General features: G+C 69.3%; 22 protein-coding genes. 16 read left to right on the forward strand and 6 right to left on the reverse strand.

Annotated features, from left to right (window positions below; all coding sequences use genetic code 11):
* Positions 1 to 23: 23 nt before the first annotated feature.
* Complete coding sequence (locus tag BLS42_RS07735) at positions 24 to 1,418, reverse strand: MFS transporter (RefSeq protein WP_256336329.1); 1,395 nt, start codon at positions 1,416 to 1,418, stop codon at positions 24 to 26.
* Positions 1,419 to 1,545: 127 nt separating this feature from the next.
* On the opposite strand from BLS42_RS07735, the gene BLS42_RS07740 reads away from it, so the two are divergent.
* Both BLS42_RS07740 and BLS42_RS07745 read left to right on the forward strand, forming a co-directional pair.
* The gene (locus BLS42_RS07740; protein ID WP_090578986.1) at positions 1,546 to 2,436 is read left to right on the forward strand and encodes a hypothetical protein; all 891 of its coding nucleotides are present in this window, start codon (positions 1,546 to 1,548) and stop codon (positions 2,434 to 2,436) included.
* Entirely contained in the window at positions 2,427 to 3,176 is a 750-nt protein-coding gene (locus tag BLS42_RS07745) for a LamB/YcsF family protein (protein WP_090578989.1), read from the forward strand. The genes BLS42_RS07740 and BLS42_RS07745 overlap by 10 nt, the downstream gene beginning before the upstream one ends.
* 97 nt (positions 3,177 to 3,273) lie before the next feature.
* Here BLS42_RS07745 and BLS42_RS07750 read toward each other — a convergent pair whose 3' ends face one another.
* A complete protein-coding gene (locus BLS42_RS07750; RefSeq protein ID WP_090578992.1) occupies positions 3,274 to 4,611 on the reverse strand; it encodes a DUF445 domain-containing protein in 1,338 nt (445 codons plus the stop codon).
* A gap of 51 nt (positions 4,612 to 4,662) precedes the next feature.
* Here BLS42_RS07750 and BLS42_RS07755 point away from each other — a divergent pair, with 51 nt between their 5' ends.
* The 5 genes from BLS42_RS07755 to BLS42_RS07775 all read left to right on the forward strand — a co-directional run bounded on the left by BLS42_RS07755 (position 4,663) and on the right by BLS42_RS07775 (position 7,575).
* Positions 4,663 to 5,562, forward strand: a complete 900-nt coding sequence (locus BLS42_RS07755) for a glycerophosphodiester phosphodiesterase (protein ID WP_090578995.1) — start codon at positions 4,663 to 4,665, stop codon at positions 5,560 to 5,562.
* Positions 5,563 to 5,672: 110 nt separating this feature from the next.
* Positions 5,673 to 6,119, forward strand: a complete 447-nt coding sequence (locus BLS42_RS07760; protein ID WP_090579000.1) for a DoxX family protein — start codon at positions 5,673 to 5,675, stop codon at positions 6,117 to 6,119.
* Positions 6,116 to 6,889 carry an AzlC family ABC transporter permease gene (locus BLS42_RS07765; protein WP_176803269.1) on the forward strand — a complete coding sequence of 258 codons (774 nt, stop codon included), beginning with the start codon at positions 6,116 to 6,118 and terminating at the stop codon, positions 6,887 to 6,889. Before BLS42_RS07760 ends, BLS42_RS07765 begins: the two co-directional genes overlap by 4 nt.
* Complete coding sequence (locus BLS42_RS07770) at positions 6,886 to 7,197, forward strand: AzlD domain-containing protein (protein WP_090579006.1); 312 nt, start codon at positions 6,886 to 6,888, stop codon at positions 7,195 to 7,197. The genes BLS42_RS07765 and BLS42_RS07770 overlap by 4 nt, the downstream gene beginning before the upstream one ends.
* A gap of 108 nt (positions 7,198 to 7,305) precedes the next feature.
* Entirely contained in the window at positions 7,306 to 7,575 is a 270-nt protein-coding gene (locus BLS42_RS07775) for a hypothetical protein (RefSeq protein ID WP_090579009.1), read from the forward strand.
* Between the two features lie 18 nt (positions 7,576 to 7,593).
* On the opposite strand, the gene BLS42_RS07780 is transcribed toward BLS42_RS07775, so the two are convergent.
* The gene (locus BLS42_RS07780; RefSeq protein WP_090579012.1) at positions 7,594 to 8,226 is read right to left on the reverse strand and encodes a TetR/AcrR family transcriptional regulator; all 633 of its coding nucleotides are present in this window, start codon (positions 8,224 to 8,226) and stop codon (positions 7,594 to 7,596) included.
* 175 nt (positions 8,227 to 8,401) lie between these two features.
* Here BLS42_RS07780 and BLS42_RS07785 point away from each other — a divergent pair, with 175 nt between their 5' ends.
* From BLS42_RS07785 to BLS42_RS07810, 6 genes are all read left to right on the forward strand, one after another.
* Positions 8,402 to 8,767, forward strand: a complete 366-nt coding sequence (locus BLS42_RS07785; protein WP_090579624.1) for a thiamine-binding protein — start codon at positions 8,402 to 8,404, stop codon at positions 8,765 to 8,767.
* 80 nt (positions 8,768 to 8,847) lie between these two features.
* Entirely contained in the window at positions 8,848 to 9,525 is a 678-nt protein-coding gene (locus BLS42_RS07790; protein ID WP_090579015.1) for an O-methyltransferase, read from the forward strand.
* Between the two features lie 197 nt (positions 9,526 to 9,722).
* On the forward strand, positions 9,723 to 10,829 hold the full coding sequence (locus tag BLS42_RS07795; RefSeq protein ID WP_090579018.1) for an acyl-CoA dehydrogenase family protein: 1,107 nt from the start codon (positions 9,723 to 9,725) through the stop codon (positions 10,827 to 10,829).
* Complete coding sequence (locus BLS42_RS07800) at positions 10,823 to 12,361, forward strand: bifunctional PIG-L family deacetylase/class I SAM-dependent methyltransferase (protein WP_090579020.1); 1,539 nt, start codon at positions 10,823 to 10,825, stop codon at positions 12,359 to 12,361. Before BLS42_RS07795 ends, BLS42_RS07800 begins: the two co-directional genes overlap by 7 nt.
* Before the next feature lie 5 nt (positions 12,362 to 12,366).
* Positions 12,367 to 13,200 (forward strand): glycosyltransferase family 2 protein, encoded by an 834-nt coding sequence (locus tag BLS42_RS07805; RefSeq protein ID WP_090579627.1) that lies wholly within the window; start codon positions 12,367 to 12,369, stop codon positions 13,198 to 13,200.
* The gene (locus BLS42_RS07810) at positions 13,197 to 13,415 is read left to right on the forward strand and encodes a three-helix bundle dimerization domain-containing protein (protein ID WP_090579023.1); all 219 of its coding nucleotides are present in this window, start codon (positions 13,197 to 13,199) and stop codon (positions 13,413 to 13,415) included. Before BLS42_RS07805 ends, BLS42_RS07810 begins: the two co-directional genes overlap by 4 nt.
* 123 nt (positions 13,416 to 13,538) lie before the next feature.
* Here BLS42_RS07810 and BLS42_RS07815 read toward each other — a convergent pair whose 3' ends face one another.
* Positions 13,539 to 14,546: a zinc-dependent alcohol dehydrogenase family protein gene (locus BLS42_RS07815; protein WP_090579026.1), complete on the reverse strand. Its 1,008-nt coding sequence runs from the start codon at positions 14,544 to 14,546 to the stop codon at positions 13,539 to 13,541.
* Positions 14,547 to 14,598: 52 nt separating this feature from the next.
* On the reverse strand, positions 14,599 to 15,525 hold the full coding sequence (locus tag BLS42_RS07820; protein WP_090579028.1) for a universal stress protein: 927 nt from the start codon (positions 15,523 to 15,525) through the stop codon (positions 14,599 to 14,601).
* 221 nt (positions 15,526 to 15,746) lie between these two features.
* On the opposite strand from BLS42_RS07820, the gene BLS42_RS07825 reads away from it, so the two are divergent.
* Positions 15,747 to 16,688: a spermidine synthase gene (locus BLS42_RS07825; protein ID WP_090579031.1), complete on the forward strand. Its 942-nt coding sequence runs from the start codon at positions 15,747 to 15,749 to the stop codon at positions 16,686 to 16,688.
* Positions 16,689 to 16,716: 28 nt separating this feature from the next.
* Here BLS42_RS07825 and BLS42_RS07830 read toward each other — a convergent pair whose 3' ends face one another.
* Complete coding sequence (locus BLS42_RS07830; protein ID WP_090579035.1) at positions 16,717 to 17,634, reverse strand: LysR family transcriptional regulator; 918 nt, start codon at positions 17,632 to 17,634, stop codon at positions 16,717 to 16,719.
* A 131-nt stretch (positions 17,635 to 17,765) separates the two neighbouring features.
* Between BLS42_RS07830 and BLS42_RS07835 the strand changes: the two genes are divergently transcribed.
* Positions 17,766 to 19,148: an MFS transporter gene (locus BLS42_RS07835; RefSeq protein WP_090579038.1), complete on the forward strand. Its 1,383-nt coding sequence runs from the start codon at positions 17,766 to 17,768 to the stop codon at positions 19,146 to 19,148.
* A gap of 129 nt (positions 19,149 to 19,277) precedes the next feature.
* A complete protein-coding gene (locus BLS42_RS07840) occupies positions 19,278 to 20,027 on the forward strand; it encodes a 3-hydroxybutyrate dehydrogenase (protein ID WP_090579042.1) in 750 nt (249 codons plus the stop codon).
* Positions 20,028 to 20,038 lie beyond the last annotated feature (11 nt).

Below are 20,038 nucleotides of genomic sequence, written 5' to 3' on the forward strand. Positions count from 1 at the left end.
GCGGCGGTCGCCGCGGGGGCAGTTCAGGGCGGATCGGCGGCGTCGATCCGCCCTCTGCCCGCCAGGCCGTCCTCGGCCGGCTCTTCCGCGCCGCCGGGTTGTCCTGCGCCGCCGGATTGTTCATCGGACTCCTCGGCTCCGCCGGCGAGCGGATGGGCCAGCTCATCGGCCGGCATCCGCGCCACCGCCATCGCGACGACGGCCATCACCGGACACACGGTCCCCGCGACGAGGAAGATCAGCCACAGCGGCAACACCTCGGCGGCCGGTCCGGCCAGTGCCATGGAGACCGGCATGAGGGCCAGCGACACGAAGAAATCCAGGCTCGAGACACGGCCCAGCAGATGCGGCGGAACCCGGCGCTGGAGCAAGGTTCCCCAGATCACCATGCCCACGCCGCCGGTCGCGCCGAAGACGAACAGGGCTGCTGCCACCGCCCAGAAACTGTCCATGAATCCGACGGCGGCGATTGGCAGGCTGCCCGCCCCCCAGGACACCATCATCACGGTGAGGTAGCGGGGCGGGAGGGGGAAAGAGGCGGTGGCCAGCGAGGCTGCGGCGCCGCCGACGCCCATGATGGCGAGCAGGAAGCCGAACATGCGCGCGTCCCCACCGAGCTGGTCCCGGACCACGAACGGCATGAGGACCTCGATGGGGCCGATCAGGAACAGCACTGAAATGCAGGCCCAGAGCAGGGTCCACAGCAGCCAGGGCGTGCGGACGGTGTAGCCGACGCCCTCGCGGAGGTCGTGGCGCAGGGACGTCTTGGCCCGCGGCTGGCCGGATACCGCGCCCTCGCCGCTGGCCGCGCCCGGTGCCCTGGCCGCGGGCTGGCGGTGGAGGAAATTCAGGATGCAGAAAGCCAGCAGGTGGCAGACCGCCACACCGGCGACGGCGTACGAGGGGGACATGGCCGCCACCAGGACGCCCGCAACGGCCGGCCCGGCGGCCTGCTGCAGAATCGGCCGCAGGGTCCCCTCCAGGCCGTTGGCCGCCAGCAGGTCCTCGGGTGGCAGGATCCGCGGCAGGATGGCGGAATAGGCGGGGAAGAAGAATGCAGCCCCGACGCCGAGCACGAAGGCCCCCAGCGCCAGATGCCAGAGCTGCAGCCAGCCCGCCATGGCCAGCCCGCTGATGCTGGCGATGACGGCGAGGTTGGCGCCCTCAACCGCGATGATCAGCAGCCGCTGGGGAACGCGGTCCGCGGCGATGCCGCCGGCCAGCAGAAACGCCACGAGCCCGACGCTGCCCGCCGCAGCCACGAGCGAGAGCTCCAGCGGACCGCCGCCCAGGTAGATCACCTCGTAGACCATCGCGACGGCCCACATCCCGGAACCGAAGATGGAGATGGCCAGCGCCGTGATCAGCACGCGGTACTCCCGGTGCGCGAAGGGGCGGAGGGCTCGCAGGGCGGGCATGGGCCCAGTCTATTAGCCGGCCACCCGGCCGGGCTGGAACCACCCTAGGTCCAGCCTGAACCCGGCCTGCCGGGCCGTGCCCTAATGTTAAGTGAACTTAGTTTTCTGGTTCCGACGAGAGGCGATCATGGCCAAGCGCAGCAACCCGGCAATGAAGATTGCCCAGCAATCAGCCCACAGTGCGATGTTCGACGCCGCCGGCAACCCCCGGCCCGGTCTCCACAAGGTGCTCCTGCGGGCGGTCGAAATCCAGCGCCCGCTGGTGCTGGCCAATATCCGCAGGCTCCAGCGCAGGCACCCGCAGGCCACGGCGGCGCAGCTCGCCGCCATCATGGAGCGCGACTACCTGCTGGCGGTCACCGGCGGCGGCGCGCTGGTCGGCGGGGCGGCCGTGATTCCGGGCGTCGGAACTGCGGCCGCACTCGGACTTTCGGCCGCCGCGGCGGTCGGGTTCCTCGAAGCCACCGCCCTGTTTTCCACGGCGCTGGCTGAACTGCACGGCGTGCGGCTGGTGGACCCGGACCGGGCCAGCACCCTGGTGATGGCGATCATGCTGGGCGAGGAAGGCACCGAGCTGCTGAGCTCGTTGAGCGGACAGGCGGTCGGCCGGGGCAGGGGGCCCGCCCGGGCCTGGACCGCGGCCTTCACCCGCCGCGTCCCCCTCGCCGGCTTCGGCACAGTGCGGGCCAAGATCCAGACGATGTTCCTCAAGACCCTGATGAAACAGCAGGGCACTGCCTGGTTGGGCCGTGCCCTGCCCTTCGGCATCGGCGCCGTCGTTGGTGGCGTCGGCAACCGGCTGATGGCCCGCGCCGTCATCGCCAATGCCAGGGAAGCGTTCGGTCCCATCCCGGACACGATCCCGGGAGAACTGCAGGCCCTGGCAAAAACCACCGGGGTTGCCGCGCTCTACGATGCTGCGCCGGAGTCCGCCCTGGACACCCCACCGGATGGCGGCGCCCCGAAGACAACAGGCGCCCCGAAGACAACGAAGGACGGCGGCACGTTTTGGATCTGAACGCTGACCTAGGGGAGTCCTTCGGGACCTGGACCATGGGTGAGGATGCCGCGATGTTTCCGCTCCTCACGAGCGCCAGCGTGGCCTGCGGGATGCACGCCGGCGACCCTGTGACCATGCTGGACACCTGCCGGGCGGCCTACGAGCTCGACGTCAACGTCGGCGCCCACCTTGGCTACCCGGATCTGGCCGGCTTCGGCCTGCGCTCGCTGGACATGACCTTTGATGACCTGTTCGGCGCGGTGCTGTACCAGCTCGGAGCGCTCGACGGCGTTGCCCATGCCGTCGGCGCCTCGGTGGACTACGTCAAGCTGCACGGGGCGCTCTATGACCGTACCGTGCGCGACACCGAGCAGGCCTCCGCAGTGATTGCCGCCATCCAGGCCTACGACCCCGGGCTGCCCGTCCTCGGCTTCCCCGGCTCAGCCTTGCTGGAAATCGCCCGGGACGCCGGGCACCCCGTCTTCGCCGAAGCCTTCGCCGACCGCGCCTACTTCCCGGACGGCACCCTCGTGCCGCGTACGGAGGAAGGCGCCGTGCTGCTCGACGCCGGACAGGTCGCCGAGCGGGCTGTCAGGCTCGCCACGAAGGGCGAGGTCGAGGCGGTGGACGGCTCGATGATCGTGGTGAGGGCAGACTCGCTCTGCCTGCGCGGGGACACACCCGGCTCCGTCAGCGTTGCCGCCGCCGTGCGGGCCGGCCTTGAGGCCGCCGGCGTGGAGCTGGAGAGTTTCGCCTGAACGCTGTGCCCTGACCCCGCGGCGGGGCGGCCTGGCGACGCTGACCCGGCGGTCCTGATGACGGGCGGCCCCGACTGGAGCCGCGGACCGGGGCTGGCTAGCCGAAAAGCAGGGTCGCCACCGTGAAGATGGCCAGCCCGGCCAAGGCGCCCACCACCGTGCCGTTGATCCGGATGAACTGCAGGTCCCTGCCCACCTGCAGCTCGATCTTCTGGGACGTTTCCTCGGCATCCCAGCGGGCCACGGTGTCCGTGATGACCCCCGCGATGTCCGAGCGGTAGGTCTTCACGAGGTAGCCCGCCGCGTCGCCGATCCAAGCGTTCACCTTGCCGGCGAGCTCGGGATCGACCACCAACCGGGTGCCGAAGTCATGCACGGCCGCCTTGAATTTGACGGTCAATTCGCTGTGCGGGTCATCGACGGCGGTGAGCAGGGCGGACTTGATGGTGTCCCAGCTGCGGGAGGCGAGCTCGCGGACCTCGGGGTCGCCGAGCACTTGCGCCTTGATGCCCTCGGCACGGGCGATCATTACCGGATCGTGCTGCAGATCCTGCGCCAGTTCCTTGAGGTACTTGTCGATGGACAGGCGGACCTGGTGTTGCGGATCGGACTGTACGGCGCGGGTGAACTTGAGGATCTCCACGTACACCTTGTCGCCCACGAGCCCGTCCACGAACGTCGGCACCCACGTCGGGGAACGGTCGGTGACCAATCTGTTGACCGTCTCCTGGTTGTCCCGCACCCAGTCCACGGTGCGGTCCACGAGCAAGTCCACCAGGGCGTGGTGGTGCCCGTCGTCGAAGATCCGCTCGGCGAGCCGGCCCACGGGCGGCCCCCACGGCGGGGTGAGCAGGTGCTTGCGGACCATGGACTCGATCACGGCCTTGACATCGTCGTCGTTGAGGACCTTAAACGCGCCGCGGATGACGGCGGCACCCTCCTTGGCGACTCGGTCCGGCCCGCCGGGGCTGGAAAGCCAGGCGCCGGCCTTGCGCGCAATGTCGGCGGATGCCAGCTTTTCCTGGACCACCTGTTCGGAGAGGAAATTGGTTTCCACGAATTCGCCCAGCGAGGCGCCGATCTGGTCCTTGCGGCGCGGGATGATCGCGGTGTGCGGGATCTTGATTCCCATGGGGTATTTGAACAGAGCCGTGACGGCGAACCAGTCCGCGAGGGCACCCACCATGCCGCCCTCGGCCGCGGCCCGGACGTATTCGAGCCCCGGATACTGCTTCTGCAGGGCGAACGCGACGACGAAGATCACGGCCATCACGATCAGGAGCGCGAGGGCCAGGAGCTTCATCCGGCGCAGCGCGGCGGCCTTCTCGGCGTCGCTGGACGCAGCGGAACGCTGTCCGGGGGGACCGTCCGGCCGGACGCCGCCTGAACGTCCCGCGGCACTGGTCAGGGTAGTTGGCTCAGTATTCACCTGCATGAGCCCAGCCTAGTCCCGCCAAGGAAACAGGCCGTCCGCTAACGTGGCACCATGACGACTGACGAGTCCGCCGCCGCCCGTCCTCTGGTCTATGCCCACCGTGGCTCCAGCGGAGCCTTCGCCGAGCACACCCGGGCAGCGTACCTGCAGGCAATCGCCGACGGCGCCGACGGCGTGGAATGCGATGTCCATCTGACCCGGGACCAGCACGTGGTGCTCCTGCACGATGCCACCTTGGACCGCACCTCGGACGGCACCGGCCAGGTGGCCGACCGGACCCTGGAAGAGCTCCGGCCGCTGGACTTCTCCTCCTGGAAGGGAGCCCGGATTCCGGATGCCTACGGCGCCAAGTCCGAGCAGCTCCTGACCCTGCCGGAACTGCTCGACATCCTGCGCGGGGCGGGCCGCGGGATCGGACTGGCGATTGAGTTCAAACACCCGAGCCCGTACCAGCTCGGACTCGAAGACAGGACCCTCGAAGTCCTGAGGCGCGAGGGCTGGAATCCGCGCACGTCGATGCTGGACAACATCATCGTTTCCTTCATGAGCTTTAGCCCCGACTCCGTAAAGCACCTCCTCGAGTCCGCGCCGGCAGGGGCCGTCTGCCAACTCGTGGACGACGTAAAGGTGGCGGACATCCGGGAGGAACTGGGCCTCGGTGCCCTGACCGGCGGGGCCCTGGCCAATGTAATGAGGGCAGCCCAGGCTGAGGGCGAACGGATCCTGGATGGGGCTGAGGCGGGCATCGCCGGCCCCGGTATCGGCTACGTCCGGGCGCACGCCCCGACCGTTCAGCGCTGGCTAGCTTCCGGGCTCCGGTTCCGGGTGTGGACGGTCGACGCCGAGGACGACGTCGAACGGTGCCGGGAACTCGGGATCCACGAGATCACCACAAACTGGCCGGCCCAGGTCCTGTCCCAGGTGATGGCGGACAGCCGGCCCCTCCGCTAACGGCCCCGCCGCTCCGCTAATCGCGGGCGGATCCAGTCGGAATCCCTTTGCGCTTCCCGGGTCTCCCCGGCGGATTACGGACGGCGTGGCCGCTGTGGTTGAGTGGTTGCATGCCATTCCGCTGGTCCGGCCGGGACCTCCAGACACTGTCCGCGGCAGCGATGAGCGCGCTGCTGCTCACCAGCGCCGCCAAGCACTTCCGCGAGCCCGAATTTTTCCACCCGGTGGTTCCCGACATCCTCTGCCGGGACGACTCCGGCGAGCAGCGGAACGGCCCCCTGGCCGTCCTGTCCCGTGAGGAATGGGTGGCAGCCAGCGGGCTGCTGGAAGGCGCCGCCGCCGTCGGGCTCCTGATCCCGGCCACCCGGAGGGTCGCCGCCGGTTGCGTCACGGCACTGTTCACCGCGTTTCTTTACGGCCACGTAGACGCCCTGCGCAAGGCCTACGGGCCGAAGGGCACGCCGCGCGGGCGTCGCGTGCATACCTTGCGGCTCCCACTGCAGGCGCCCCTCATCGCTTGGGCCTGGACTCTGACGCGGCGGAACCGGCGCCCGTGAAAATCCTGCAGTCACCGGCAGTGCGGATCGGTTTGTCGATCAGCATCGCCACCGGTCTATACGGCGTCTCCTTCGGCGCGCTGTCCGTCACCTCGGGCCTGGATTTTTGGCAGACCATGGCCCTGAGCCTGCTGCTGTTCAGCGGCGGCTCGCAGTTCGCCTTCATCGGCGTGGTGGCCGGCGGCGGGTCCGGCGTCGCCGCGATGGGCGCCGCGACGCTGCTGGGGATGCGCAACGGCATCTACGGCATGCAGATCAACGCTCTGTTGCAGCCGCGCGGATGGCGCAAATTTGCCGCTGCCCAGCTGACCATCGACGAGTCAACCGCCACCAGCACGGGCCAGACGGACCCGGACGAACAGAAGCGCGGCTTCTGGACCGCGGGAATCGGTGTCTTCGTCCTCTGGAACCTGTTCACGGCCCTCGGCGCGATGGCCGGCGGGGCGCTCGGGGATCCCAAACAGTGGGGTCTCGACGGCGCCGCCGTGGCGGCCTTCCTGGGCCTGCTCTGGCCGCGCCTGAAAGGCAGGGAACCTGTGGCGATCGCGGTTGTCTGTGCGCTTGCCACTGTGCTGGCCGTGCCGTTCGTGCCCCCAGGAGTGCCGATCCTGGTCGCCGCCGTGGTCGCCGCCGGAATCGGCTGGTTCAGCCACGGCCGCAGCGACGAGGGCCTGGAACCGGACGTCGATCCTTACGCAGAGAACCACGTGCACCATCACCACGACCCTGCCGGCGACCACCGCGGCGACCGCACTGGAGACGACGCATGAACCTTTGGATGTGGCTGCTGCTCTCCTGCCTCCTCGCCTATGCCTGGAAGCTGCTCGGCTACCTGGTGCCAGCCAGCCTGCTCCGTAACCCGCGGATGTCCAGGATTGCCGGGACCATGACGATCGGGCTGCTGGCCTCCCTGACGGTGGTCAATGCCGTCGCCTCCGGCCAGTCGCTCATCCTGGACGCGCGGCTGGGCGCATTGGCGGCGGCGGGCATCGCCTTGTGGTTCCGGGCGCCGTTCCTGGTTGTGGTGATCACCGGCGCGGCCACGGCCGCCGGGCTGCGGCTGCTGGGCTGGGATTGAACCGCCCGTGGTACGCGGGCCGGCGCTGCTCCGCGAACTGACTGTGGCCGTGGCGGGAACGGTCTTTAGTCCCTATTTGACGCGCGGATCGCATGGGAGCATTCGAACATGAGCGAACAGGACGGCGAGCGGCCGGCTGCGGAACAGCCGGCCGCTGAGCAGGACGCCGCCGAGCAGGAGGCCGCGGAGCAGGAGGCGGCTGAGCCGGAGGCCGCTGAGCCACGCAAGGAGCAGCGCTCCAGGCAGCACGAGCCGCTTGTCTCTGGAGGGGCTGAGTCCACCCGGGAAATGCGCGAAATGTCCCGCCGTCGCCGGGAAGCCGAAGAGAAGCTGCAGCACCACCTTCTCGAAGCCAAAGAAAAGTCGACCGAGGACTAGCGCCGGCCGGAACGGCGTCTAGCCGAGAATGGCGTCGAACGCGGTGCCCTGCAGCGGGGCTTGCGGTGGCAACGCCCGGTCCGGCCGCTCCGTCCGGATGGCGTCCTCAATCAGCGCCGCCGGCCGCCGCCACGCGTCGGAGCCCGCCTCCATGGTGTCCACGACGCCGATCAGCATGGCCAGCAGGCGGAACATGTCCGTCATGGAAATATCGCTGCGCAGGGTGCCCTGGCCCTGGCCCCGCCCCAGCAGCACGGCGATGGACTCTATCAGGCCGCCCGTGATGCCGGCCAGCAGCCCACGCCGGTGGGCGACAGCCCCGAGAAGGTTGGCCTCTTCGCTGGCAACACGCATCGTGGCATCGATGACCCGGAAGAGTCCGGCGGCGGCGTCCGGATCGGCCAAGGCCTCATCTATGGCCGGATCCACCTGCAGCCGGAGTTGCCGGTTCAGGGCCGCGAGCACCAATTCTTCCTTGTCGGCGAAGTTCCGGAAGAGGGTGGCGGGGCCCACCCCGGCGGTGACGGCAATGGTCTGCAGCGGCACCTCGGGGCCGTGCTCACGGAAGCACTGCCGGGCCGCGGCGATGATTTTGTCCACATTGCGCGCGGCATCTGCGCGGAGCGGCCTGCGGTCTACTGCCCGGTTCATTTGCTTAGGTTAGCAACGCGAGGGGTGCACGAACCCTGTTACCGGCGAGTAGTGATCTATGTGACGATTTCGCCAGGTGCGCCCGGACGCTGCCGTGGCGGCATCCCGTGAAAGACTAGTGCCGGACGGCCCGAATTTTGCCCCGCTGTCCGGACTGAGTGAAGGGAACCACCACATGCTGGTCGCATTCTCCGTAGCACCCGCCGGTGACCCCGCCAACGGACAGGCGCCCGGCGACGCGTCGGTCCACGACGCCGTTGCGGCCGCAGTGCGGATCGTCCGGGAGTCGGGCCTGCCCAACCGGACCAGTTCCATGTTCACCGAAATCGAGGGGGAGTGGGACGAGGTCATGGACGTGGTCAAACGGGCCACGGATGCGGTGGGCGCCTACGGTTCCCGGGTCTCGCTGGTCCTCAAGGCGGACATCCGGCCGGGCTACAGCGGCGAGTTGACCGGCAAAGTGGAGCGGCTCGAAAACGCCATCGGCGGGCACGGCGCCGGCGGTGCGGGACCGCAAACTCCAACCCGGCCGGGAATCTAAGGCCGGACCGCACGCCGAAACCGGACGGAAACAGCGCCCGGAGGGTACCGCCAGGCGCGGGCGGCTGGAACACTGGGGACATGATCGAGCATCAGTCCACCCCCGGCTGGGTCGCCGTCGAGAACTTCCTCTCTGACGCAGTGGTCCGCCCGGACAGTTCGCTCAAGCGCGCCGTGGCCAGCGCCCTTGAGGCAGGCATGCCCCCTATCGAAGTGGCCCCCAACGCCGGCAAGCTCCTGAAATTGCTGGTCCAGCTCTCCGGTGCCCGCCGCGTCCTGGAGATCGGCACGCTGGCAGGTTTCAGCACCATCTGGATGGCCCAGGGACTGCCCGACGACGGCCGGCTGGTCACTTGCGAGTACCTCCCCCTGCACGCCCGCATTGCGCGCGTGAACGTTGATGGCGCCGGCGTGGGCCACAAGGTGGACATCCGGGTCGGCGCAGCGCTGGACACCCTGCCGGAGCTGGAAAGCGAGGCTGGGCCGCCCTTCGATTTCGTGTTCATCGATGCCGACAAGGAAAACAACCCCCATTATCTGGACTGGGCCATCCGGCTTGGCCGGCCCGGCACCACCATCGTGGTGGACAACGTCGTATGGGAAGGCGCGGTGCTGGACGCGTCGATGGACCCGGTGAACGCCCCCGGAATCATCAGCATGCTCCAGATGCTGGGCGATGACCCGCGGTTGGACGGCACCGTCATGCAGACCGTGGGTTCGAAAGGCTGGGACGGCTTCGCCCTGGCGATCGTCCGCTAGACGTACGAGCGCCAGTGGCATCCCGTGGATGGGTGCGGCCGGCCAGCATCAAGTGCTAAGTATGCTTAGATTGCTTGTCGACGGCGCCAGCGATGGCGGCGCGGCCGCGGACGCGCAGGACTCCAGCCACCGAGCCAGCCCACACGCCTTCCGCACAGCCCGAATCCGCCCAGCCCGAAGGAACACAGGCAGTCGAAATGAACGGGATCCCCACCTCCCACTACCCCCTACCTGTCCGAATCAGCTCCGGGGCCGCCGCCCTGGACTCGATCCGCCCCCTGCTATGCGAGGCGCACGCCGCAGTCGGTGATGTCCCGGCGCTGCTGGACCTGGCCAAGACGGCAGCGGCGACGGCGCCAAAGCCCGGGGACGGCCGGACCGCGTTCCTGTGGGAGATTCTGGCCTCCGTTACCGCCGTCGACGTCGCTGCCGGACGGGTGCTGGAACCGCAACTGGACGCCGTGGCGATCCTCGCCCAGGCCGGAGACAAGGCGGCACAGGACGGCGGGGACTTCCCCGATCCCGACGGCGCCGACTTCGAGGGGACGTGGGGGGTGTTCGCCGCCGAGGCGCCCGGCCTGCGGCTTGAGGCCAGGGAATCTGCCGGCGGATGGATCCTCGAGGGGTCCAAGCCCTGGTGCTCGCTCGCCGCGCAACTGGACCATGCCGTGCTGACGGCCCACCTGGGGAACGGCGGCCGGGCGGCCTTCGCCGTCGACCTCCACGCGCACGGCGTGAGCTTCGCGAATCCGGAGTGGACCAGCCGGGGTCTGCGCGAGATTCCAAGCGGCACCGTCCACTTCGAGGCCGTCCCCGCCGTGCCCCTCGGCGGCGCTGGCTGGTACTACCAGCGCCCGGGCTTCGCCTGGGGCGGCATGGGTGTGGCCGCCTGCTGGCTGGGCGGTGCCGTGGCGGTGGCGCGCAGCTTCACCGCCTCCCTGCGGCAAGCCGCCGACGGTGGACGGGAGCCGGACCAGATTGCCCTGGCCCATCTCGGCGAGATTGACCGAACGCTTGCCGCCCTGACCGCCTACCTGGCCGGAACGGCCGCAAGGATCGACGCCGGGGAGCTCTCGGACCGCGGTGCGTGGACAGAAGCCCTGCGCGTGCGGGGTAGCGTGGCCGCCGCCGTCGAACGCATCCAGACGCTCGTGAGCCAAAATCTGGGGCCGGCCCCGCTCGCCTTCGATGAGCGCTACGGCAAACGGATGGCCGATCTGGCCCTGTACATCCGCCAACACCACGCCATGCGTGACGACGCGCAGCTGGGCACCCTGACGCTGGCAGGAAGCCACCCATGGTGAATTTCACCCACAACGACGCCGGGACTAGCGAGGCCGCGTGGGCCGGCAGCCGTGCCGCCGGGCTGCCGGAACTGCCGCTGGATGACGCGGCGCTCGCCGGCCGGGCCTTCATTGTCCTGGCCGCGCACCCGGACGACGAAACGCTCGGGGCCGGCGGGCTGCTGGCCCGGCTGCACGCCGTCGGCGCCACGGTCCGCGTGCTGCTGTGCACGGCGGGGGAAGGATCGCACCCCGGCTCGCCAACGACGACGCCGGAACAGCTCGCCGCGGTCCGGTTGCAGGAGTTCGGCGACGCCCTGGAACACTTGTTTGGGGAAGGAACCGGGGAAAGGACCGGGGACGGGACGTGGCAGTGTCTGGGCCTGCCCGACGGGCAACTTGCCGGGCACAAGGAGCAGATCCGGGCCGCGGTCCGCGAGGCGTCGGCCGGGTGCGGGCACGCCGCCGACAAGGTAGTTCTCGTGGCGCCCTACCGCTCCGACGGACACACCGACCACGACGTCCTCGGATCCGTTGCCGCCGAGCTCAGCGGCGAGGCGGGCCACGCTCTGCTCGAGTACCCCATCTGGTACTGGTTCTGGGCGGCACCGGATGGACCGGATGGCCAGGATGACCCGGCCGGACGCCATGACCCGGCCGGCGGGGCATGGCGCGGCTGGTTCCGGCTGCCGCTGAGCCCGGCAGAGCTGCAGGCCAAGGCGGCCGCCATGGCGGCTCATACGTCACAGGTCCAGCCGCTCTCCGGGCTGCCGGGCGACGAGGTGCTCCTGCCTCCGGCCTTCCTGGCGCACTTTGAGCGGACCTGGGAGACGTTTGCCTGGCACCCGGCCGAAGCCCCAGCCGCAGCCCCGGCCGACGGCGGGCCGCGCGCCTTTGCCGCGGGCGACGCGGAGCGCCTCTTCGATGCGGTCCACGCCCGGGACGAGGATCCCTGGCGATACACCTCGAGCTGGTACGAGCAGCGCAAGCGTTCCCTCACGCTCGCCGCGCTGCCCGGCAGCAGCTACACGGCCGGGCTGGAGATCGGCTGCTCGATCGGGACCCTGAGCGCCGAGCTCGCCCCGCGGTGCGAGAGCTTCCTCGCCGTTGACGCCAGCGGCACCGCCCTGGACCGGGCCGCCAGACGGCTCGCCCACCTGCCAACGGCAACTACGCGCCACCTGACAGTCCCGAACGAGTGGCCGGACGGATCGTTCGATCTGATTGTGGTCTCAGAGGTGGGTTACTACCTCTCGCCGGCAGAGCTCGCCGGACTGTTCGACCGGATTGAGGGCTCGCTCATGCCTGGCGGCACCCTCGCGCTGTGCCACTGGCGGCACCCCGTTTCCGGCTGGGAACTCGACGGCGACTCGGTCCACGCCGCGGCCCGGCGGCACCTGGGCTGGACCGGCGGCGGGATCTACCAGGAGCCCGACTTTGTCCTCGAGGTGTTCCTTGCACCGGACGCCGCAGTGGACGCCGCACCTGGCGCCGCACCGGACGCCACACCGGGCGCCGCACCGGATCGCGGCGCCCCCGAACGGATGGGGTGACCCGGATGTTGGCGTTGCCGTTGCCGTGCGGGCACCGCATCGAACGGGTCGCCGTCGTCATACCCGCGCACGACGAAGAAGACCACCTTGAGCAGGCGCTGCAGGCCGTTCAGCGGTCCGCGGACGCCCTGCACAGGATCCGGCCCGACGTCGACACCCGCGTGACGGTGGTGTTGGATAGCTGCACGGACGGCTCCGCCGCCATCACGGCCGGCTATGCTGCCACGGATCCGCGTATCAGCACACTGGAGGTCAGCTACCGCAGCGCCGGCGCCAGCCGGGCCGCGGGCGTCCGGGCCTCGGGCATCGACGTGCCCCCGTGGCGGCCGCCTGGCCAGCGTTGGACGCCGCCACCCGGGGCCCGCCTGACCTGGTTGGCCAACACCGACGCCGATTCCCGGGTGCCGGAGAACTGGCTGGTGCGCCAGCTTGAGTTCGCCGAAGCCGGGGCCGACGCTGTGCTTGGATCCGTGGAACCGGACCCCGCCGGGATGGACCCTGAATTGCTCCGGCGCTGGCGCGAACGTCACCCCTTCCACGAGGACCATCCCCACATCTACGGCGCGAATTTCGGGGTCCGGGCTTCGGCCTATCTGACAGCCGGCGGGTTCGCGCGGATCACCTCCGAGGAGGACCGGACCCTGGTGCACAGCCTCCGCAGCCGCGCCTTTACGGTCACGGCGACGGACAGCACCCGGGTCATGACTTCCGGCCGGACGCACGCCCGGGTACCGCGCGGCTTTGGCACGTACTTGCAGAGCCTGGGCCATTTGCTGCCGCCGCCAGAGGCTGAGGATTCATTGACGCCGGGACCGGGCCGCTCCACACTGAAGGAGTGACGGACGATGCGAAGGAACCCAGCATTGATCAGGTTGTCGACCGCCTGGCCGCCCGGTTTCCGCATATTCCGCGGATGCACATCGCTGGGATTGTCGGCGAAGAATTCGACGCCCTGAACGAGGGCCGGATCAGGACATACATACCCACGCTGGTTGAGCGCGGCGCCCGCGTGCGGCTGAAGAGCGAGTTCGGGATCAGCGCCGCCGGCGACTAGCTCAAGCAGCCGCGAACTCGCCGGATACCGGCCACATCGCCGTAACGTCCCGGCGAACCCGCACCTTTCCGGCGATTTCGACGGCGGCGGCCGCCCGGCTGCGAGGCTGCGGACTCCCGGGCCTTAGGCCGGCTCCATGTGCAGCACGGCCGCTCCCGTGATCCGGCCCGCTGCCAGGTCCCGCAGGGCCTGGTCTGCGGCCGAGAATGGATAGGCCACGGTGGTGGGATGGAGCGGGATCTCGGCGGCGATCCGGAAGAACTCCTCGCCGTCGGCCCTGGTGTTGGCCGTGACGCTGCGCAGCTGGCGCTCCTGGAAGAGCTCGTCGGTGTAGTGCAGGGGCGGGATGTCGCTCAGGTGGATGCCCGCGACGGCGAGCGTCCCGCCGCGGTCCAGGGCGCGGAGTGCCAACGGCACCAGCCCGCCTGCGGGGGCAAAGAGGATCGCGGCATCCAGGGGATCCGGCGGCTGCTCCTCGGCCCCGCCTGCGAACGTCGCGCCCAGGCTCAGGGCCAGCCTGCGCGCCTCCGCGGACCGGGTCATGACGTACACGCGGGCACCCCGATAGAGGGCGATCTGGGCGGCCAGATGCGCGGAGCCGCCGAAGCCATAGATGCCCAGCCGGCCGCCGATCGGCAGCTCCGCCCGGCTCAGGGCACGGTAGCCGATGATGCCTGCACACAGGAACGGCGCGGCCTCCTCATCGCTGAACGTGTCTGGGATCCGGTAGGCGAAGTTCTCCGCCACCGTGATGAGCTCGGCGTACCCGCCGTCGCGGTCCCAGCCGGTGAAAGTGGGGGACAGGCAAAGGTTTTCCTGCCCGCGCACGCAGAACCGGCAGGTGCCGCAGGTGCCGCCCAGCCAGGGCACCCCCACCCGTTCGCCGAGGCCGAACCTGGCCGCCCCCGGGCCTTGCCCGATCACCTCACCCACCACCTCGTGGCCCGGGATGATCCCGGGATGCTGCGGCGTGAGGTCGCCCTCGGCCAGGTGCAAGTCCGTGCGGCACACACCGCAGACCCGCACTTTCAGCAGGACCTCCCCGCGTCCCGGCATAGGATTCGGGCAGTCGGCGGCCACGAGGGGCCCGCTGGACATGGGCCCCGGAAGTCCAACCTGCCAGGCTCGCACCGCGGCCTCCTTCTCTACAGCATCCGCAGGTCCGAATCAGTTACGTTCGCGGCTAGCGGGTGACCAGCACGTTGCAGCGCGCCTTGTGCAGCACGGCCGAGACCGTGTTGCCGGGCCCAGCCGAGGGGTTGTGGGTCCCGAGCACCAGGACGTCGGCGTCGTCCGCGGCGTCGAGCAGCTCCCGGCCGGCATGGCCCTCGCGCAGGGCCCCGGAAACCTCCAGCCCGGATGCCAGCCCGCGGGTCTCGGCGACGGCGTGATCCAGCAGCTCCTGTCCGTGGAGCCTGGTATGGCGGCCGTGCTCCTCACGTGCCCCGGCCCGGAGCGGATTCACGTGGACGAGCTGCAGCGGGGCGCCGAGGACTTCGGCCAGTCCGATGGCCTCGGCCACGGTGGCTGGGCTGCGGGGCGAGGCATCAACTCCCACCACGACGGGGTGACGCGGGCGGCGCGGGCGCCGGATCACCATCACAGGGCAGGGTGCCGAGCCGGCCAGGTCAATGCAGACCGAGCCGGCCATCTGGTCCAGTACGGCGCCAAGGCCCCGGCTGCCGACCACCAACAGCCGAGCGTCCCGGGCGGCATCGCGCAGCACCGCTGCCGGGAGCCCGGCCTCCATGAGGCCGTCGACGGTGGGGCCCGCGTGTTCCGGCGCATTTTCGGGAACGGCAGCATCGGGAACGGCACGCTGGACGCCGGACGCCGCGGCCCCCGCCGCTTCGAGAGCGGCGGCGCGGGCCAGTTCGACGCCCTCGGCGAGGATGGCATCCGCGGAGTGCCGCAGCCCGCTGCCGGCCACGCCTTTGACGGGGCCCAGATTCTTGGTGAAGACCGGCCACACCCAGGCGTGGACCACCCGGAGGTTCAGCCCTGCGGCGGCCGCGTAGCCGGCGGCCCAGTGAACGGCGAGTTGGGCGGCCTTGGACCCGCCGTAACCGACCGCGACGATGCCGCCCTGCTGCCCTGCGGGTGCCGACATTTTTCCTCCCGGCTCGGCGGACGCACCCCCTCGCCCGGCAGTATGTGCAGCCCCAGTAGAACGCTGCGGTCCGGGAATGGGTAGGGGCTTTGGTCCCGCGGACTGCCTGTGCCCGGCCGTGCGGGGCCATTCCAGCCGGCGAACGGGGTCCGGGGCACCCCTGCTAGTGAAGTACTGCCGGTGAACTAGGGTTGAAACATGCACAACGCGGGGGATAACTGATGGCCAAGCGGGGCAGGGGGCGGGGCGCGGGAACCGCCGAGCCAGGAGTGGTGGAAGTGCCCAAGGGTTCCCGGCCGGCCGGTCCTGTGGCCGGGGTGTATTACATCGACACGGGGGACTGCGAGTTGATCCCGGACCAGGACAATTCCACCGGCTGGCTCCTGCGCATCAACGGAGTCATGAGCTCGCACATTGACCTCGCGGACCCGTTGTTCCTGGACTTCGAGTACATGCGCTGGATCGCCGCCCTTGTGGAGTCGCGCTGGCCGCGCGATTCAGAGCCCAGGCTGCGCGCCCTGCACCTCGGCGGAGGAGCATGCTCACTGGCCCGCTATTTCCACGCCGCCTATCCAGACGTCCGCCAGGTCGTGGTGGAGCTGGATGGCAAGCTCGCCGACTACGTCCGGGGATGGTTTGACCTGCCCAAGGCCCCGCTGCTGCGCCTGCGCGTGGGAGAGGCCCGGGAAGTCACCGAGAGCCTGACCCCGCAGACCCGGGACCTGATCATTCGCGACGTCTTCGCCGGCTCGCTGACCCCGCGGCCGCTGACCACCCGGGAATTCACCGAGCACGCCAAGCGCGTCCTGGCACCAGGCGGGATCTACGTGGTGAACTCAGGCGACGCCCCGGACCTCAAGAATGCCCGCGAAGACGCCGCCACCATCGCCGACGCCTTTGCCTACACCGTGATCATCGCGGATCCGGCCATGCTCAAGGGCCGGCGCTACGGCAACATGATCATGGCCGGCAGCGACCTCCCGTTCGACGACGATCCTGCCCTGGCGCGCCGTCTGCTCGGCGGTGCGGTGCCGGCGCACATCTGGAACGACGGGAAGGTGCGGGCGTTCGCCGCCGGCGCCGCCGTCCGCCATGACCCGGCAGGTTCCATCCCGGCCGAGACGCCGGCTGAGACCCCGACTGAACGGCCGACTGCTCCGTAACGGCCCTTTTGGGGCGCCATAAGGGCGCCTACGGAGCAATCGATTTGGTTGCTCCCCGCCCCAGCAGGGCATCGCGGTGTGCCGCGGTCTGCTCCCGCAGTGCCTGCACGAGGGCCGCCACTGCCGGCCGGCGCATCGAATCGGGCCGGAGCACCATCCAATACGGGAGCAGTTCCGCGAATTCCTCTGGCAGGAGCCGGACGAGGTCCGGATGCAGGTCGGCCGCGAAGCAGGGCAGGAACCCGATCCCGGCGCCGGCGCGGGTGGCCTCCACGTGGACAAAGACGTTGGTGGAGCTCAGCCCGTCCCGCATGGTGGGCACCAGCCGCCGCGGGGCGTCCAGATCGTCCACCTGCAGCATCGAATCGACGAAATAGACCAGCGGGTGGGCCGTGAGTTCCTCCACGGTGGCCGGGGTGCCGTACTCGGCCAGGTAGCCGCGGGAGGCATACATTCCCAGCATGTACTCGCCGAGCTGCGCGGCCTCTGCCCGGTGCACCTGCGGCTCGCCGACCACCACCTCGATGTCCAGGCCGGAACGCTGCTGGAGCGCCCGGCGCGTCACGGTGATGATCTCTACGCTGAGGCCGGGATGGTCGCGGCGGAGCCGGGCCACAGCCGGGGCGGCGATGTAGGCGCTGAAGCCGTCCGTCGCGGTCATCCGGACGACGCCGGTGACAGGGTCCGGGGTATGCCCGGGCTGCTCCAGCGTGCGCACGGCGCTCTCGACCTGCTCGGCCACCCGCACGGCCTCGGCACCGAGCTCGGTGAGCTCCCAGCCGCCGGACGCACGCGAGAGCACGCGGCCGCCCAGCGCCTTCTCCAGCGCAGCGATCCGCCGGGAGACGGTGGTGTGGTTCAGCCCGAGAGTCTGGGCCGCCGTCGTAAATTTTGCCGAACGGGACACCGCGAGCAGGACCAGCAGATCATCGGGATTGGCGTTCATATCTGCAATTCTGCACATACCGGGTGCCGGTTTGGCCATTGAATCGCCGTGAATGTGCGGCAATACTCAATGGAGCCATTTCAGTGCCGTGCGTCACGGCGCGTGTCACCGTGGACACTAAGGAGAACCAAATGAGCGTAAACGAACGCTCTGCAACACCCCCCGAAGCACCCGCATCCAAGGGTTCCGGGCTCAAGAAAATCGTCGCAGCCTCGATGGTGGGAACCGTCGTCGAGTGGTACGAATTCTTCCTCTATGCCACCGCCGCCACCCTGGTGTTCGGCAAGTACTTCTTCCCCGCCACCGGCAACGAGCTGGACGGCATCATCCAGGCGTTCCTGACGTACGCCGTCGGTTTCGTGGCCCGCCCGCTGGGCGGCATTGTCTTTGGCCAGATCGGCGACAAGCTCGGCCGCAAGCCCACCCTGCAGCTCACCATCATCATCATCGGTGTCTCCACCTTCCTGATGGGCTGCCTCCCGGGCTTCGCCACCGTCGGCTACCTGGCGCCGGCGCTGCTGGTCTTCCTGCGCTTCATCCAGGGCTTCGCCCTCGGCGGCGAATGGGGCGGCGCTGTCCTGCTGGTCGCCGAGCACAGCCCCAACAAGTCCCGCGGCTTCTGGTCCAGCTGGCCCCAGGCCGCCGTTCCTGTGGGCAACCTGTTGGCCACCCTGGTCCTGTTCATCATGTCCAACGTGCTCAGCGCCGCCGACTTCCTCAGCTGGGGCTGGCGTGTGGCGTTCTGGCTCTCCGCCGTGATCGTGTTTGTCGGTTACTACATCCGCACCCACGTCTCCGAATCGCCCATCTTCCTCGAGGCCAAGGCCCAGCTGGAAGAGGAGCAGTCTGCCAGCTACGGCGTCCGCGAAGTCATCCGCAAATACCCCAAGGGCATCCTGCAGGCCATGGGCCTCCGGTTCGCGGAAAACATCATGTACTACCTCGTGGTCAGCTTCGCGATCGTCTATCTGAAGTCCGTGCACAAGTACGACACCTCCTCGCTGCTGCTGGCCCTGCTGATCGCCCACGTCATCCACTTCCTGGTCATCCCGCAGGTGGGGCGCCTCGTGGACAGCTGGGGCCGGAAGCCGGTCTACCTGGTCGGTGCCATCACCGGTGCGACCTGGCCGTTCTTCGCCTTCCCGATGTTCGATACCCGCAATCCGGTGATCATCGTCCTGGCCGTTACGATCGGCCTGTGCCTGCACGCCTTCATGTATGCCGGCCAGCCGGCCCTCATGTCGGAGCTGTTCCCGACCCGGATGCGGTACGCCGGAGTCTCCCTGGGCTCGCAGGTCACCTCGATCTTCGCCGGTTCTCTGGCGCCGCTCCTGGCCACCCAGTGGCTCAAGGACACCGGCTCCTGGCTGCCCACCGCGATTTACCTGGTTGTCGCCTGCGCCATCACCACCGTGGCAGTGCTGAGCCTGAAGGAAACCAAGGGCATCGCACTGGAGGACGTGGACCGGGCCGACGCCGAACGCGAAGGCCTGCCCGTAGCAGCCATGCGCTGAGCTGCTTTTGTCACTGGGCTGCCTGAGTAACTGGGCCGCTTGAGTAACTGGGCTGCTTGAGTTTGGGCCGGCTCCAGCCACGCTGGAGCCGGCCGCCTCATCGAATTTCTTGATATGGAAGGCTGAGTTATGGAAAACACGCTGAACGGACGCAAGGCCCTGGTCACCGGCGGCGCCGGCGGGATCGGCGCAGCCAGCGTCCGCGCCCTGGCGGCGCGCGGGGCCAAAGTTGTGATCGCGGACATGGACGAGTCGGCCGCCGCTGACCTCGCCGACGAGGTCGGCGGCACCGCCTGGGCCGTCAACCTGCTCGACGTCGAATCCCTCCAGACGCTCAGCCTGGACTGCGACATCCTGGTCAACAACGCCGGGATCCAGCGCATCAGCCCCATCGAGGAGTTCGATCCGGCCGACTTCCGCCGCATCATCACCCTCATGCTTGAGGCGCCGTTCCTGCTGATCCGGGCCGCGTTGCCGCACATGTACGCCAACAACTTCGGCCGGATCATCAACCTGTCCTCCGTACACGGGCTGCGGGCCTCGCCGTTCAAGAGCGCCTACGTCTCGGCCAAGCACGGACTGGAAGGCCTGAGCAAGGTGACGGCACTCGAAGGCGGGGCGCACGGAGTCACGTCCAACTGCATCAACCCCGGCTACGTCCGGACACCCCTGGTCGAGGCGCAGATCGCCGACCAGGCCAAGGTGCATGGCATCCCGGAGTCCGAGGTGCTCGCCAAGATCATGCTGACCGAATCGGCGGTCAAGCGGCTCGTGGAGCCCGAGGAAGTGGCGTCCCTGGTGACGTGGCTGGCATCCGACGACGCCGGCATGGTCACCGGTGCCAGCTACACGATGGACGGCGGCTGGTCCGCCCGGTAGCCGACCACTGG

Origin of the sequence: Arthrobacter sp. ov407 (assembly GCF_900102895.1) — a bacterium.
In the GTDB taxonomy this organism is placed as follows: domain Bacteria; phylum Actinomycetota; class Actinomycetes; order Actinomycetales; family Micrococcaceae; genus Arthrobacter.

Bases quoted from the DNA above. Each gene is read 5' to 3' on its own strand.
- BLS42_RS07735 (WP_256336329.1), bottom strand. From the start codon at position 1,418: ATGCCCGCCCTGCGAGCCCTCCGCCCCTTCGCGCACCGGGAGTACCGC.
- BLS42_RS07740 (WP_090578986.1), top strand. From the start codon at position 1,546: ATGGCCAAGCGCAGCAACCCGGCAATGAAGATTGCCCAGCAATCAGCC.
- BLS42_RS07750 (WP_090578992.1), bottom strand. From the start codon at position 4,611: ATGCAGGTGAATACTGAGCCAACTACCCTGACCAGTGCCGCGGGACGT.
- BLS42_RS07755 (WP_090578995.1), top strand. From the start codon at position 4,663: ATGACGACTGACGAGTCCGCCGCCGCCCGTCCTCTGGTCTATGCCCAC.
- BLS42_RS07760 (WP_090579000.1), top strand. From the start codon at position 5,673: ATGCCATTCCGCTGGTCCGGCCGGGACCTCCAGACACTGTCCGCGGCA.
- BLS42_RS07770 (WP_090579006.1), top strand. From the start codon at position 6,886: ATGAACCTTTGGATGTGGCTGCTGCTCTCCTGCCTCCTCGCCTATGCC.
- BLS42_RS07775 (WP_090579009.1), top strand. From the start codon at position 7,306: ATGAGCGAACAGGACGGCGAGCGGCCGGCTGCGGAACAGCCGGCCGCT.
- BLS42_RS07780 (WP_090579012.1), bottom strand. From the start codon at position 8,226: ATGAACCGGGCAGTAGACCGCAGGCCGCTCCGCGCAGATGCCGCGCGC.
- BLS42_RS07785 (WP_090579624.1), top strand. From the start codon at position 8,402: ATGCTGGTCGCATTCTCCGTAGCACCCGCCGGTGACCCCGCCAACGGA.
- BLS42_RS07790 (WP_090579015.1), top strand. From the start codon at position 8,848: ATGATCGAGCATCAGTCCACCCCCGGCTGGGTCGCCGTCGAGAACTTC.
- BLS42_RS07795 (WP_090579018.1), top strand. From the start codon at position 9,723: ATGAACGGGATCCCCACCTCCCACTACCCCCTACCTGTCCGAATCAGC.
- BLS42_RS07800 (WP_090579020.1), top strand. From the start codon at position 10,823: ATGGTGAATTTCACCCACAACGACGCCGGGACTAGCGAGGCCGCGTGG.
- BLS42_RS07805 (WP_090579627.1), top strand. From the start codon at position 12,367: ATGTTGGCGTTGCCGTTGCCGTGCGGGCACCGCATCGAACGGGTCGCC.
- BLS42_RS07820 (WP_090579028.1), bottom strand. From the start codon at position 15,525: ATGTCGGCACCCGCAGGGCAGCAGGGCGGCATCGTCGCGGTCGGTTAC.
- BLS42_RS07825 (WP_090579031.1), top strand. From the start codon at position 15,747: ATGGCCAAGCGGGGCAGGGGGCGGGGCGCGGGAACCGCCGAGCCAGGA.
- BLS42_RS07830 (WP_090579035.1), bottom strand. From the start codon at position 17,634: ATGAACGCCAATCCCGATGATCTGCTGGTCCTGCTCGCGGTGTCCCGT.
- BLS42_RS07835 (WP_090579038.1), top strand. From the start codon at position 17,766: ATGAGCGTAAACGAACGCTCTGCAACACCCCCCGAAGCACCCGCATCC.
- BLS42_RS07840 (WP_090579042.1), top strand. From the start codon at position 19,278: ATGGAAAACACGCTGAACGGACGCAAGGCCCTGGTCACCGGCGGCGCC.